Source organism: Sporosarcina sp. AD_1 (assembly GCF_057373025.1).
The window spans coordinates 1-14,216 of sequence record NZ_JBPVIR010000019.1; the positions used below are offsets into that span (position 1 = coordinate 1).

General features: G+C 45.7%; 17 protein-coding genes and 6 tRNA genes. 21 read left to right on the forward strand and 2 right to left on the reverse strand.

Annotated elements, in window-relative coordinates; genetic code table 11:
* Positions 1–243 (reverse strand): hypothetical protein (locus ACSW3C_RS19910; protein ID WP_486564840.1); only part of this gene is annotated, 243 nt, incomplete at its 3' end.
* Between the two features lie 76 nt (positions 244–319).
* Positions 320–910: a rhomboid family intramembrane serine protease gene (locus ACSW3C_RS19915; protein ID WP_486564841.1), complete on the reverse strand. Its 591-nt coding sequence runs from the start codon at positions 908–910 to the stop codon at positions 320–322.
* A 69-nt stretch (positions 911–979) separates the two neighbouring features.
* On the opposite strand from ACSW3C_RS19915, the gene acpS reads away from it, so the two are divergent.
* The 21 genes from acpS to ACSW3C_RS20020 all read left to right on the forward strand — a co-directional run bounded on the left by acpS (position 980) and on the right by ACSW3C_RS20020 (position 14,029).
* Positions 980–1,333 (forward strand): holo-ACP synthase, encoded by a 354-nt coding sequence (acpS, locus tag ACSW3C_RS19920; RefSeq protein WP_486564843.1) that lies wholly within the window; start codon positions 980–982, stop codon positions 1,331–1,333.
* 119 nt (positions 1,334–1,452) lie between these two features.
* The gene (locus ACSW3C_RS19925; protein WP_486564844.1) at positions 1,453–2,460 is read left to right on the forward strand and encodes a LolA family protein; all 1,008 of its coding nucleotides are present in this window, start codon (positions 1,453–1,455) and stop codon (positions 2,458–2,460) included.
* Between the two features lie 102 nt (positions 2,461–2,562).
* Complete coding sequence (alr, locus tag ACSW3C_RS19930; RefSeq protein ID WP_486564845.1) at positions 2,563–3,675, forward strand: alanine racemase; 1,113 nt, start codon at positions 2,563–2,565, stop codon at positions 3,673–3,675.
* A 160-nt stretch (positions 3,676–3,835) separates the two neighbouring features.
* The gene (locus ACSW3C_RS19935; RefSeq protein ID WP_238079191.1) at positions 3,836–4,126 is read left to right on the forward strand and encodes a transcriptional regulator; all 291 of its coding nucleotides are present in this window, start codon (positions 3,836–3,838) and stop codon (positions 4,124–4,126) included.
* 4 nt (positions 4,127–4,130) lie between these two features.
* Positions 4,131–4,481 (forward strand): type II toxin-antitoxin system PemK/MazF family toxin, encoded by a 351-nt coding sequence (locus ACSW3C_RS19940; protein ID WP_207958896.1) that lies wholly within the window; start codon positions 4,131–4,133, stop codon positions 4,479–4,481.
* 528 nt (positions 4,482–5,009) lie between these two features.
* Positions 5,010–5,840 carry an RsbT co-antagonist protein RsbRA gene (locus tag ACSW3C_RS19945; RefSeq protein ID WP_486564847.1) on the forward strand — a complete coding sequence of 277 codons (831 nt, stop codon included), beginning with the start codon at positions 5,010–5,012 and terminating at the stop codon, positions 5,838–5,840.
* Positions 5,837–6,199: an STAS domain-containing protein gene (locus ACSW3C_RS19950; protein WP_184212248.1), complete on the forward strand. Its 363-nt coding sequence runs from the start codon at positions 5,837–5,839 to the stop codon at positions 6,197–6,199. The genes ACSW3C_RS19945 and ACSW3C_RS19950 overlap by 4 nt, the downstream gene beginning before the upstream one ends.
* 2 nt (positions 6,200–6,201) lie before the next feature.
* Positions 6,202–6,603, forward strand: a complete 402-nt coding sequence (locus ACSW3C_RS19955) for an anti-sigma regulatory factor (protein ID WP_486564848.1) — start codon at positions 6,202–6,204, stop codon at positions 6,601–6,603.
* 16 nt (positions 6,604–6,619) lie between these two features.
* Positions 6,620–7,633, forward strand: a complete 1,014-nt coding sequence (locus tag ACSW3C_RS19960; RefSeq protein ID WP_486564850.1) for a PP2C family protein-serine/threonine phosphatase — start codon at positions 6,620–6,622, stop codon at positions 7,631–7,633.
* A gap of 71 nt (positions 7,634–7,704) precedes the next feature.
* Positions 7,705–8,046, forward strand: coding sequence for an anti-sigma factor antagonist (locus tag ACSW3C_RS19965; protein WP_238079187.1), 342 nt, complete (start codon positions 7,705–7,707; stop codon positions 8,044–8,046).
* A complete protein-coding gene (gene rsbW / locus ACSW3C_RS19970; protein WP_486564851.1) occupies positions 8,033–8,503 on the forward strand; it encodes an anti-sigma B factor RsbW in 471 nt (156 codons plus the stop codon). The genes ACSW3C_RS19965 and rsbW overlap by 14 nt, the downstream gene beginning before the upstream one ends.
* Complete coding sequence (gene sigB / locus ACSW3C_RS19975) at positions 8,478–9,263, forward strand: RNA polymerase sigma factor SigB (protein WP_248509811.1); 786 nt, start codon at positions 8,478–8,480, stop codon at positions 9,261–9,263. The genes rsbW and sigB overlap by 26 nt, the downstream gene beginning before the upstream one ends.
* A complete protein-coding gene (locus ACSW3C_RS19980; protein WP_238079184.1) occupies positions 9,263–9,871 on the forward strand; it encodes a PP2C family serine/threonine-protein phosphatase in 609 nt (202 codons plus the stop codon). The genes sigB and ACSW3C_RS19980 overlap by 1 nt, the downstream gene beginning before the upstream one ends.
* Positions 9,872–10,329: 458 nt before the next feature.
* Positions 10,330–12,489, forward strand: coding sequence for a Tex family protein (locus ACSW3C_RS19985; RefSeq protein WP_486564853.1), 2,160 nt, complete (start codon positions 10,330–10,332; stop codon positions 12,487–12,489).
* Between the two features lie 11 nt (positions 12,490–12,500).
* On the forward strand, positions 12,501–12,962 hold the full coding sequence (locus tag ACSW3C_RS19990; protein WP_486564854.1) for a SprT family protein: 462 nt from the start codon (positions 12,501–12,503) through the stop codon (positions 12,960–12,962).
* A gap of 259 nt (positions 12,963–13,221) precedes the next feature.
* Positions 13,222–13,293, forward strand: a tRNA-Glu gene (locus ACSW3C_RS19995).
* Between the two features lie 104 nt (positions 13,294–13,397).
* Positions 13,398–13,472 (forward strand) — tRNA-Gln (locus ACSW3C_RS20000).
* 138 nt (positions 13,473–13,610) lie between these two features.
* A tRNA-Lys gene (locus ACSW3C_RS20005) sits at positions 13,611–13,686 on the forward strand.
* A 70-nt stretch (positions 13,687–13,756) separates the two neighbouring features.
* Positions 13,757–13,843: transfer RNA gene (locus ACSW3C_RS20010), tRNA-Leu, on the forward strand.
* 20 nt (positions 13,844–13,863) lie between these two features.
* Positions 13,864–13,940 (forward strand) — tRNA-Arg (locus ACSW3C_RS20015).
* Positions 13,941–13,955: 15 nt separating this feature from the next.
* Positions 13,956–14,029: transfer RNA gene (locus ACSW3C_RS20020), tRNA-Gly, on the forward strand.
* Positions 14,030–14,216 lie beyond the last annotated feature (187 nt).

A 14,216-nucleotide genomic window follows, 5' to 3' on the forward strand; every position in this document is an offset into this window, starting at 1 on the left:
CGTATAAGTCGGCGACCGCTCGTATACTCTCGGGAACCACTCGAATAATGCAGCAACCGCTCGTATACTCTCGGGAACCACTCGTATAATGCAGCAACCGCTCGTATACTCTCGCGAACCACTCGTATAAGTCAGCAACCGCTCGTAAATGCTCGCAAACCACTCGTATAATTCTGCAAGCGCACGTAAGTAGCTCGCGAACCGCTCGTATAATCCAGCAAGCACTTGAAAGTAGTCAACCACCGCTCGTATCTTCCTCGTAGCACTTCCCCGCAAACACAAAAAAACCACCTGCCTGTATGCAGCAGGTGGCAGATGGTTATCGCCAGCGGACGATTCGCTTCGGATGGAAGTAGCCGAGTCCGATGATGAAGCCGACGATGAGGCCGGTGATATGGCCGATGATGTCGATGTTTGGTTGCACGAAGGTCATGACGACACTAATTATGATCATTGGCAATATGATCTGGCGTAATTGGGGCAGTACGTTTTTTGTATAATAGACAAGCGCGCCGAATGCACCCAGGATGCCGAAAATTGCGCCGCTCGCTCCGACATGGGAATAGTCGAGATCTTGGAGAAAGAACGCCGCAATGTTGCCGAAAATGCCAGATAGCAAATATATGGTGATGAAACGGGCTTTGCCTGCAATGCGTTCCAATTCGGGACCGAAAATGAACAGCGAAAACATATTGAACAGCAAATGCGTAATCCCGCCATGTAGGAACATCGGCGTTACGAGGCGCCACCATTCCCCGTTTGCAATACCATAATTAAATCCGATGCCTAGGAGATACAGTCGGCCATTGAAAGACGTTACAATATAGATAACGATATTCAATGCGATCAAAAACGAAACGACCGGATATAATCGAATATATTGAGAAAAATTTTCTCTGCGTATGAACATGATTTCACCTCAATCTTAGGATACATTATACCGTTTGTAATTACATATTGAAAAGGGGAGAGACTCTGGATGATTACTGGTATCGGTCTGGATATAGTAGAGCTTGCTCGGATTGCGGAAGCGGATGAGCGATCGGCTAAGTTTCGGGAACGTGTGTTGGCGAAGCGGGAGCTTGCGAGATACAGCGAGCTGCGAGGCAACCGGCGCATCGAATTTTTGGCGGGGCGGTTTGCCGCAAAGGAGGCATATGCCAAAGCGAATGGAACGGGTATCGGGCATGGGTGTAGTTTTCAAGATATTGAAATTCTTTCGGAGCCGGGCGGGAAGCCGGTAATTTATTTTCAAGGACGGCTGGCAAATGGCTTTGTTTCCATCACCCATACGAAAACCGTAGCCGCAGCCCAAGTCATTTTGCAAGGTTAACTAAGACGCCCGTACAGCTTTTTTTCATCAAAATAAAAATGAATGAGCCAAGCTCGCATAATTGTTCGTCCACCCTCATAAGATGACCTACCTGATTGAAATGAGAAAGGATGAACAGTATGCGCACCCGTATAGTTGCTTTAATGTTGGTTATGGTCATGGTTCTTCTTGCAGCATGTGGATCTCCCTCAAAAGAAGATGTTATGAAGAAGCTCAGCGGAAAATGGAATGACTCGAAGGGGTATGAGTTGCAGGCGACAATGGAAATTAAAACAGGTGCGGAGCCGCGGTTGTATGATGTAACGGTTTGGCATACGAAGCCTGATTTCTACAAGGTCAGTGTCACGCAAGGCGGAACACAGGATTCCCAGATGATCGTCCGCAATGAAGAAGGAGTTTTTGTTGTCACGCCGTCTCTTGGAAAAACGTATAAGTTCCAAAGTGATTGGCCGACGCAGAATAGTATGGGGTATTTGATCGGCTCCCTCTCCGATGATATTAAAGCGGATAAGGAAGCGAAAATGACAGAAAAGGATAAGACTTATGTTTTCGAGACGGCGACACGTAACAACCACAAAAAAGTGTTGCCGACCCAGGAAATTCATATTGATAAAAAGACGCTGCTGCCAAAACATGTCTCCGTCATGGATGCCAATAAAGAAGAAAAGATTCGTATTACGTTCTCCAAAATTACATTAGGCATCGAGCATCGCCCGTCGGATTTCGCAGTGGATAAGGAAGACAAGGGAACGGAAAAACCGAAAGCTGATGAAAGTACAGATCAAAAAGATCAGCAAACGTACTACCCGAACTTGAATTGGGAAGATACAACACTGTTGAGTGAACAAACTGCTTCGACTGACGATGGAACTCGATTCTTCTTGACGTATGGCGGTGGCAAGAGAGAGTTTGTTGTTGTCCAGGAGCCTGCCAAAGCGCCTGACAATCAAATGCCAGTCTCCATCGAAGGAGATCCGGTCGATTTAGGATTCGCGGTGGCTGCATTGACTGACACATCCATTCGCTGGGAGCAGAACGGGGTGGCCTTCTTCGTTGCATCGAACACATTGTCGAAAGAAGAACTTATTGAAGTAGCTTCCTCTATGGCGACAGATAATGTAAAATAAAGGAATACCCATAATGTGTTCTGCTACTCTGAAATTGATTTGACGAGACAGCGGCGCAACGGGGATAATGGTTTCAAACACTACAACAAAAGAGGGATCATCGTGAAGGAAGCCAATTATCGCCCAACCGTAGCCGCTGTCAAACTTGAAGCGATTAAACGGAATGTGCAGAATTTGAAAGCGTATTTAAAAAATAACACCGAGGTCATAGCCGTCGTGAAAGCTGACGGCTATGGCCATGGTGAGGTTGAAACGGCTCGTGCCGCTATTGAGGCGGGGGCTATCATGGTGGCGGTTGCAACGCCTGATGAAGCAGTGCGCCTCCGGGACGGCGGAATCCGTGAAGATATTCTAGTCATGGGGCCATCTCCTGCATCGTTCGCTGCCAGGGCACTGGATGATAATATTACGGTCACTGTTTCTGATGCGGGCTGGATTGCGAAGGCTGCAGAAATTCTTCAAGAAAGTCAGAACGAGCTGAAAATCCACATTAAGGTGGATAGCGGAATGGGCCGAATCGGCCTGCGAAGTAAAGAAGAGCTCCAAGCGCTTCTGGAAGAAGTGGAGAGAAGTGGCCAATTAGAAATCGATGGCATCTTCACCCATTTTGCTTGCGCGGACGAACCAGATTCTTGCAGGACAGAGGAGCAGTTCGAGGCGTTCATGGCCATTGTTGGAACGATGCCGATGAAACCAAGACTCGTTCATGCATCTAATAGTGCGGCCACTTTGCTGTACCCGGATTTGGCACTTGATGCTGTTCGGTTTGGCATCAGTTTGTATGGAGTGGCTCCGTCCCCATACACTAGCACGAAACTTCCATTCCAGCTGGAACGGGCGATGTCGATTGAAACGGAACTAGCCTATGTGAAGCTGCTGCCAAAAGGAAACCGGATCAGTTATGGTGGAACGTACGAGACTTCCGAAGATGAATGGATCGGCACGATTCCGGTTGGTTATGCGGATGGTCTGCGCCGTGGCCTGCGCGGGCAGGAAGTATTGATTCAAGGTGAACGCATGCCGATTGTTGGCACAATTTGCATGGATCAGTGCATGGTCAGACTGCCTCGCGAGCTCCCGGTTGGTGAAAAAGTGACCCTCATCGGCAGACAGGGTGAAGAAGAAATCCTGTTTGAGGAGTGGGCGGAAGCGCTTGGCACCATTCCTTATGAAGTTATGGTTTCGATTTCCAAGCGGGTACCGAGAATATATTGAGACGGAAATGGGTATGATCATTTTATACGTACTTTCGACAAACTCCACTTCATTATGAAGATTCTTGTCAATAAAATACCTTCTATGTCTTCTCATTGTCGAAGTTCAATGGTAAGATGAAGTAGAATAGAATCGATCGAGGGAACGGGGTCTGTCGGAGGTGCTAGTATTGCGAGAGAAAAAGAACATCAAGGAAGTTATCGTGAAAATTCCTAAGAAGATGTTAAACGAAATTGAACATACGGTCGTCCATCAGGAGCCGGAGCGTGAAGAATTCGTATATGTTTCGACAAAACGCTACGTTACCGATTACGAAGCGGAGACGATCCGCGAAGTGATGATGAAAGGGTACGTTGAAATGTCGCAAATCAACTTGAAAATTGCAAAAGAATGCTTGCATGCAGAGCTCGAGGCCCAGCATACGATGGAACGTCTCGTTAGCGGAGGATGAAAATTTGGCAATAAAACGTGGAGACGTCTTTTTTGCAGACCTGTCGCCTGTCGTTGGTTCCGAACAGGGCGGTACGAGACCGGTTCTAGTCATTCAAAATGATATAGGCAACCGGTTTAGTCCGACGGTGATTGTTGCGGCAATCACTGCGCAAATCCAAAAAGCAAAATTGCCGACACATGTTGAAATCGATGCAGAACGGTATGGATTCGAGCGGGATTCGGTCATCCTGCTCGAACAAGTTCGCACAATCGACAAGTCTAGGCTCACAGACAAAATCACCCACTTGGATGAGCAATTGATGGAAAGAGTGGATGAAGCACTCGAAGTCAGCTTCGGGTTGATCAAATTTTAGCATACATATCAAAATGGCATTATTGGACTTTGCCGTAGAAGGTCCACTAATGCCATTTTATTTTTTACAACAAATTGGTATGCTTGTTAAGAGCGGGCTATTACCTACATAGAATCGGCGCAGCGCCGAAAACAAAAATCCAATTTGCCCCCCGCTTTATCGGCTCAAATTGGATTATTTTTAATTTATTTGCGTAAAAGATGTTTCATTCGCCAATTTTCGTTACAATGGGTATAGGAAATGAATGAATCTGCGCATGTGTGTAAGAAATACCTGCTCTATTAAAATTGGAATAAGGAGCAACAGTTATAGCAGTCGTTGCTGGAAACAAACAGACAACCAGCGGCAGGAAAGGCTATCATACTGTAAAGAGCGCCAATTTGATTGCGATGGTCGCATGACTGGCACCTTAATGACCCGTAATCATGGGCTTATAAGGAGCTTATTTGGTTTTCTTTAAAAATCGGACGTTCTGGGCAGCAATGCTTGAAATACTACGATATTTGACGAGGAGGCATTTAGGGAGTCATGAACAAACTCATGGTAGAAAGTATTAATGAACACATGGACGAAATCATCGAGCGCTGGATCGCTAGGATGAAAGAGGAGAAAGGAGAGCGCTTTTTCCACTTCATGCCCGAACATCTAGTAGAAAAGACAAGCCGGGAATTTGCCGAATTGATGACTTCTAATATAATGGAAATTAACTCTGTTGATAGCGATAAGATCAATGAGTTTACTGAAAAGGTTGTCCGGTTTGGCTGGTCGATTAAATTTGTCAATAAGGCAATCGACAATTTCTCTTTTGTTGTTTTTGGTTTATTAGAAGAAAAAGGAATTATAAATGAAGCCAATTTGCGCCGGTTTATCGAGGCATTCACAATCTGGATCAGCCCGCTTAGAGAAAGTATCATCGACGCTTATTCGACGGAATGGGAACGGACTGTCAGTTTGCAAAAGATCGCATTACAAGAATTATCAGCTTCCCTTATTCCAGTATTCGACAAAATATCAGTTATGCCGCTCGTCGGCACCATCGATACGGAACGGGCTAAATTGATTATGGAAAACCTATTGGAAGGGGTCGTCAGCCAACGCGCTGAGGTTGTCCTTCTCGATATTACAGGTGTGCCGGTCGTCGACACTATGGTGGCCCATCATATCATCCAAGCGGCGGACGCGGTTCGGTTGGTCGGAGCAAAATGCATGCTTGTCGGCATTCGACCGGAAATAGCTCAGACGATTGTAGCCTTGGGAATTAACTTACATGATTTCACAACGAAGAGTACGTTGCAAAAAGGGATGCAAGCAGCATTGGCAATGACAAACCGAGAAATTGTGGAGGTGCATGGGGAATGAAAACCCGAATTCCAATATTAAAGTTGAATGACGTTCTCATCGTGTCAATCCAATGGGAATTGGATGATCAGACAGCGATTCAATTTCAAGAAGATTTGCTGACGAAGATGCATGAAACGTCTGCGCTGGGAGTTGTCATCGACTTGACGCCCATTGACTTCATCGATTCATTCATTGCAAAAGTGCTGGGCGACGTAATCAATATGACAGGACTGATGGGAGCAAAAGTTGTGATAACCGGTATCCAACCCGCTGTTGCCATTACATTGATTGAACTAGGAATCCGTATGGAAAATGTCATGACAGCGCTTGACTTGGAAAACGGGTTGGACAAACTTTATAAAGAATTGGAGGCCTGACCATGAGTTATCGGTCTTCTGTAGATATATACACGGAGTGGGATATTGTTGCTGCACGGCAAATGGGCCGGAATGAAGCAAAAAAGACCGGTTTCGGCACTGTTGACCAGGCCCGTATAACGACAGCAATTAGTGAGTTGGCGAGGAATATCTACCTGTATGCCGGCAAAGGTAAAATTGAAATTGAAAGAATTAGCGAGGATGGAGTATTCGGAATAAAAATCATCGCCTCGGATGAAGGACCCGGCATCAGCGATCTTCGGAAGGTAATGGAAGACGGCTATTCCACTTCAGGAGGATTAGGCGCAGGCATGCCGGGCGTTAAGAGGTTGATGGACGATTTCAAAGTCGTTTCTGAACCGGGCGTCGGTACAACTATTACCGCAAAGAAATGGCTCCATTAAGATAGGAGGATGAAGGATGCCTCGGGAAGTCGGTCGGCAGTACAAAGAAATATTAAAGAAATATATCGACAGTCAAAGTGAAGAGGATTTATACGTCGGGCAGCAATTCAGCAGGCGGTTCATCGAGAAGCAAATAGCGCCGGAAGATGTTATAAGTATCCACAAAACAGCACTGCTTGAACTGCTGCCGGACTTACGAGAAGAAGTATGGGATTCCATGGACTTCCTCATTGAGATGATGATTCACTACGGGCTCACATTGCGGGAACATCAGAGCCTCATTCGTAAACAGGAAGTCATGCAGATGGAAATGAATGTCGCAACGCAAGTGCAGGGCACGTTGCTGAAGACGACGACACCGAATGTAAAGGGACTGGACGTTGGATGGGTCTCTCAACCTGCCCACCAGATGAACGGCGATTATGTCTACTTCCTCAATGAAAATCAGCATGTCGCAAGTGTTGCGGTTGCGGACGTGATGGGCAAAGGGATCCCTGCCGCCCTTTGCATGTCCATGATCAAATTCGGGATGGACGGGCTGGAACAAGGAGATACCGATCCGCGTGCGGTACTCGATGTCATTAACCGGATCGTAGAAAAAAGCGTGGACAACTCCATGTTTATCTCTATGTTCTATGGAAAATATGACGCCCTTTCATCTACATTCTCCTATTCATCCGCAGGCCATGAACCGGCACTTTATTATCACGCTGCAAGTGGGACGTTCAAGGAATTGGATGCAAAAGGATTGCTCCTTGGAATTAAAACAGATGTTGTGTATGAAGAACATGCTGTGGAAATGCAAGAGGGCGACTTTATAGCGATGATGACAGACGGAGTGACTGAAACACGTACGGAGGAAGGTTTCATCGAAATCGGTGAAATCCAACAACTGCTGAAGGATGTAAGGGACCAATCCGCCCAAAAGATGGCGGAACACCTGTACAACGAACTTGCCGGTCTTCAGGATTATCGATTAGGCGATGATTTTACCATTGTCATTTTTAAAAAAAATCCAGAAGAGGTTTAAGGTATCTGCAGATTGGGTATTTACATAGTTAGTACTATATGTTGCAGAAATTAAAGATTCGGGGTGCGAAAATGAACTTACAAGTTGAATTGTTGGAACAAGATAGTATTCAATATTTTAAAGTCATTGGAGAGATTGATGCGTTTACCGCGCCGATACTCCGTGAACGTTTGGCAACCGTGGAAGGAACACCGAACCTGCAGGCGGAATTGGATCTGTCTGATGTGGATTATATGGATAGTACTGGACTCGGTGTATTTGTCGGATTCTATAAAGCTGTTAAAGCAAATGGCGGCCATGTGAAAATCACAGGTTTGAATCGACGCTTGAGCCGGCTATTTGAAATTACAGGCCTGAGTGAAATCATTGACATCGAGAAGAAGGAAAGTGAGGATCACGATGCAACCATATGATTATATCGAAATTAAGATACCTGCGAAGGCGCAATACGTCGGCGTTGCCCGGTTAATGATTTCTGGGATTGCAAGCCGTCTAGGATTTACATATGACGACATCGAAGATTTAAAGATTGCGTCCAGCGAAGCAATTACCAATGCAGTGCAGCACGCTTATCAGGATGAAGAAGGAGAGGTTGTCGTCGGATGTGCTCTTTTCGAAGATCGGCTGGAAATCATGATTGCAGATCATGGCGGAAGCTTTGATTTCGAAGAGACGAAGAAGCACATTGGGCCATACGACGAATCCGCCGAAGTCGAGTTTTTACGAGAAGGCGGTTTGGGCCTTTACTTGATGGAAACGCTCATGGATGAAGTGAAATTACATCATGAGGAGGGCGTGACTGTCTTTATGACTAAATATCTCGGCGGAGAGCGGGGCGAAGAAAATGTCAAACGAACAGCCAGCTCATAAGCCAGATACGAAGGAACAAGTATTGGAATGGATCCGGAATTTCCAAGATAACAATGACGAAGAGGCGCAAACAAATCTAGTATTGCACTACGAACGTCTCGTCCATTCCATTGCACGTAAATATTCCAACGGCAAACCGTATCATGAAGATATTGTCCAAGTCGGCATGCTCGGCCTCCTCGGAGCCATTCGCCGATATGACCCGGAACTCGGTCGCAGTTTCGAAGCATTTGCAGTTCCGACCATCGTTGGGGAAATCAAGCGGTTCCTCCGGGACAAGACGTGGGCCGTCCATGTTCCTCGCCGAATCAAGGAACTCGGACCGAAAATCAAAGCCGCGGCAGAAGCGTTGACGACGGAGTTGCAACGATCGCCGCTCGTCAGTGAAATTGCTGACTACTTGGAAACGGACGAGGAACTTGTGTTGGAAGCGATGGAGATGGGAAGAAGCTATCAAGCGCTTTCGATGGATCATACGCTCGAAGCGGATTCAGAAGGCGGAACGGTCACCCTGTTCGATATCATTGGAGAACCGGACGAAGAATTTGAAAAAACGGATCATCGTCTGGTCGTCGCAAACGCACTGAGTGTCTTGTCGGAGCGGGAAAAGCAGATCATCCAGTATACATATATCGAACAACTTAGCCAGAAAGAGGCGGGTGAACGGCTCGGCATTTCCCAAATGCATGTTTCAAGGTTGCAGCGAAAAGCGATCAAAAAACTTCAGGAAGCAATATTATCAGCTGGTGGTGCTTCATAGTGGAAACCTTTAAGAACGAATATGTGGAAGCCTATATTTATAATTCGGCCAAGCATGGCAATACCGAATCGGGAGATACCTACTTCATCCATTCGGAAGAGGATTATTTCATTTGTGCTATTGCGGACGGGCTCGGCAATGGTGTCGTTGCCCGCCAATCGGCCGCTGTGATTCCCCGTGTGCTAGAGCAATATCACCACGAATCCCTGGACGAATTGCTGAACCGCTGCAATGAATACATGGTGCAAAAACGCGGGGCTGCGGTTGCAATTGTCAAAGTATATTTTAGAGAATGTACAATCGAATATAGTTGCGTAGGCAATGTTCGATTGTATATTTTACATAACGGCCAAAAGATGATCTACCCGTTGCCGGTAATGGGCTATCTATCCGGCCGCCCGCAAAAGATGAAAACCCAAAAATACGAATACCAGAATGGGGACATGTTCTTCCTTCATTCGGACGGCATCGTCATGAAAAGCCCAAAAGCCAGCATGCAGGAAAGCGTCAATGCCTACGAACTGTATGAGCGAGTTAGAAAAGCAACAGACGGTATCGGCGATGACGCCACTTTCATCGCTGGCGACCTGCTTCGCTCTGATTGCTGAACCGAAGTAATAATAGAAGATAATGAACTGCAGAAACGGTAATCCGGTGCTGCAGTTTTTTTGTTGCTTTTTTGGAGCAAAGAGGTACTTTATTGCATGAGGTTCGTTTGATGTTTGTTGCAGTACTCGTAAGTAGCAAAAGAGTGCTCGTATAGTCTAGGAAGTACTCGTAAGTAGTAGGAGAGTGCGCTCATATATTCTAGGAATGCTTGTTAGCAGAAGAACATGCGAGAAAGTGGTTTCAAATCTCTCGAATATTTTATCTTCCATCCACCTTGTAAACTGGGTTTCTTTAAACCGTTGATGTCCAGCTGTAAATTCCTTCTATCTTCCCAATGCCCCGTACCTATAACCGCAATTCTAATCTCACTCACATGGAAGGTAATCTCAAAAGCGATGGCGAACTAAGCAGGGATAAACTGATTCTGGTATCATTTATGTAAGAAAGGGTGATTGACATGTCAACTGCAATTATCGAAAAGGCGGCCAAGCGTGCGGGAATTAACTCACGGCAGACGGCCAGTGTTATAGAATTATTGGAATCTGGAAATACAGTTCCCTTCATTGCGCGCTACCGAAAAGAAGCGACCGGTTCGTTGGATGAAGTTCAAATTAAAACAATAGAAGAAGCGTATCATTATGAAAAGAGCTTGGATCAACGTAAAGAAGAAGTTATCCGGTTGATCGAGGAACAAGGCAAGTTGAGGGACGACTTGAAAAATGAAATTGAGAAAGCGACTGTTTTGCAGCGTGTGGAAGATTTGTACCGGCCATACAAGCAAAAACGTCGGACGCGGGCGATGGTGGCGATTGAAAAAGGGCTAGAACCATTGGCGGATGCATTGCTTTCGTTTTCATCGGAGATTCCTGAGAAATTAGCTGCGCTGTATATTGACGTTGAAAAAGAAATTCCGACCGCTGAGGAAGCGCTCGCGGGAGCCAGAGATATTATCGCAGAGCGAATTGCGGATGATGCGGCCCTTCGTGATAAAGTGAGGAAGCTCGCTTGGTCGGATGGAAGCATGACATCCGTGTTAAAGAAAGATGCTGATGACGAACGAGGCGTGTACAGTATTTATTACGAATACGAGGAACCGTTGAAAAAGATAGTTCCACACCGAGTGCTCGCGTTGAATCGCGGGGAGAAGGAAGAAATACTGCGTGTATCTGTGTCGTTCCCGGCCGAGCGGATCATTGGAGAGTTAGAAAAAGCGCGCATTCAGAAGAGTCACTCGCCTGCAGCAGCTCAGGTGAAATTGGCGATTGAGGATGCGTTTAAACGGCTGATCGCTCCTTCTGTAGAAAGAGAGATTCGGGCCTCACTAACGGAAAAGGCGGAAACACAAGCCATTCATGTGTTTTCCGAGAACTTAAAGAGCCTTTTGCTTCAACCTCCGCTAAAAGGAAGAATCGTCCTCGGAGTTGACCCCGCGTTCCGAACCGGATGTAAGCTGGCGGTTGTCAATGAAACCGGAAAGGTGCTCGAAATATCGGTCATCTATCCACATCCGCCGAAACCGAAGAAAGAGGAATCCAAGCGGACGATACTTGAGTTAATTAAAAAATACGGGGTTACGATCATAGCGATCGGCAACGGTACAGCATCAAGAGAGACCGAACACTTTATTGCGGAATGTATTAAGGAAGCAGCCACTCCCGTTTCTTATGTTATTGTGAATGAGGCTGGAGCCAGTGTCTATTCGGCGTCTGCCCAGGCGAGGGAAGAGTTCCCGGATTTACAAGTCGAGCAAAGAAGTGCGGTATCAATAGCAAGAAGACTGCAAGATCCACTATCGGAGCTAGTGAAGATTGATCCAGAATCCATTGGGGTAGGACAGTACCAACATGATGTTGCTAGGAAGAAGCTTTCCGAATCCTTGTCCTTTGTTGTTGAAACAGCCGTAAACCGGGTTGGTGTCAATGTGAATACGGCCTCCCCGTCGCTTTTGCAATATGTAGCTGGATTATCAAAGTCCGTTGCCGAAAATATCGTCAAGAAGCGGGAAGAAGAAGGCGGCTTTACTAAGAGATCGCAGCTGAAAAAAGTGCCGAGACTCGGGGCGAAGACTTATGAGCAGGCAATTGGATTCCTTCGAATTCCGGAAGCGGCCGATCGTTTTGATTCGACCGGTATTCACCCGGAAAGCTATGAGCTGGCGAAGTTGATATTAGAGGAAGCAGGAATCAGCAAGGACAAGCTCGGTCAAAAAGAAGCAGTAGAAGCTCTTTCTTCACTGTCTCTATCGCAGTTGGCGGAAAAATTGCAAGTTGGCGAAGTGACGTTAAAGGATGTGGTCGAAACATTACAACGGCCGAATCGAGATCCGCGTGAAGATTATCCGCAGCCACTTCTCAAGGCGGATGTGCTGGATATCGATGATCTCCATGAAGGGCTTGAAATGCAGGGGACCGTTCGAAATGTCGTCGATTTTGGTGCGTTTGTTGATATTGGCGTATCCGAAGATGGCCTTGTTCATATTTCCAAACTGCGAAAAGGATTTGTTAAGCATCCATTAGATGTGGTTGCCTCGGGCGATATTGTAACGGTATGGGTAGAATCGGTTGATAAAGCAAAGGGTAGAATAGCGCTGACCATGCTGCCGCCAGCAGGGAAATAACGGAGAGACGGATGAACGAAATTGAATTACAGAGACTCATCGAAGACGTGTCGAGCCAAGTATTCAACAAACCATTCACCCATGCGGCTTCATTCAATAGAAGATTGAGAACAACAGGCGGGCGTTATAAGTTGTCTGACAGCTCGATCGAAATCAACCCTGTTGTATTGCAGAAGTATGGCGTTGAAGAATTGATCGGTGTGATTAAACATGAGCTATGCCATTATCATTTGCATAGAGAAGGAAAGGGATACAAACACGGAGACAAGGACTTCAAAAAACTATTGGCTGAAACGGGATCTCCCCGCTATTGCAAACAGCTTGAAGAAATAAAACCCAAAAAGACAGTTCACCACATATATAGATGTAAGTCATGTCAACTCGAATATAAGCGTAAACGAAAGATGGATACCCGAAAATACCGTTGCGGCAAATGTAGGGGAGAAATTGAATACATCAAGAAGATGGAGTAACCAAGTTCAGCCGGACCAAGACATTCAGGTCCGGCTTTTTGGTTCGTTTCTCATGAATAATCATGTAGCTATGTCTTCAATACTGTATAATCAACCCGTTTTACACGAACAAAAAGCGATAGAATAAGCTTTCTCTAGAGTTTCGAAAAAAAGTTGCTTAAAAGTGTTGACGAATGACTCAAGTGTATCTATAATAGAAAAAGTCGATTGGGAAACAAACTAAAAGACAAAAAAGGCAACAGCCTTTCGTTACAAATATGGCCCCTTGGTCAAGCGGTTAAGACACCGCCCTTTCACGGCGGTAACACGGGTTCGAATCCCGTAGGGGTCACTTTCTTTTTAAAAAAGTACTTGCAATTGACAAGTGGATGATGTATAATTACTCCTTGTTGTTGCAATATAGTAGAGCTGGCAAGTTGCTCGGCATATCATTTATGGGGTATAGCCAAGCGGTAAGGCAACGGACTTTGACTCCGTCATTCGTTGGTTCGAATCCAGCTACCCCAGCCAATTTTTCAAACGTAAAACGCTTGAAAAATTTGCGAGAAATACCGTAAGGTATTTGGAGCAAAAACTTAAATACAACGAGAAATACCGAAGCTTAAGTTGAAAACACATAAGCAATCGTACTTTAACAACATCCTATACGAGCCATTAGCTCAGTCGGTAGAGCATCTGACTTTTAATCAGAGGGTCGCAGGTTCGAATCCTGCATGGCTCACCATTCTCTTAAAAAAGTTGTTGACTTTTGAAGTGAAAGTTGTATAATAAAACTTGCTTCAGAAAAACAATATGCGGTAGTGGCGGAATGGCAGACGCGCTAGGTTGAGGGCCTAGTGGGGGTTAACCCCGTGGAGGTTCAAGTCCTCTTTACCGCACCAATACTTTCTATAAAAATAATGCGCCCGTAGCTCAATTGGATAGAGCGTCTGACTACGGATCAGAAGGTTATGGGTTCGACTCCTGTCGGGCGCGCCATTTACATTTTAATATGCGGGTGTAGTTTAGTGGTAAAACCCCAGCCTTCCAAGCTGGTGATGAGGGTTCGATTCCCTTCACCCGCTCCACTAATTAATTTAAAATAATGCTTGACTTAACAAAAGACAAGTGTTAAACTAGAAAAGTTGCTGCAAACGAGCGACAAACATGAACCTTGAAAACTGAACAGCAAAACGTCAACAAATAAAGTCTGAACCCGACCTCGTCGGGAAGAAGACGAACATGAATCTTCGGATTCAAAATTGACATCTTAAA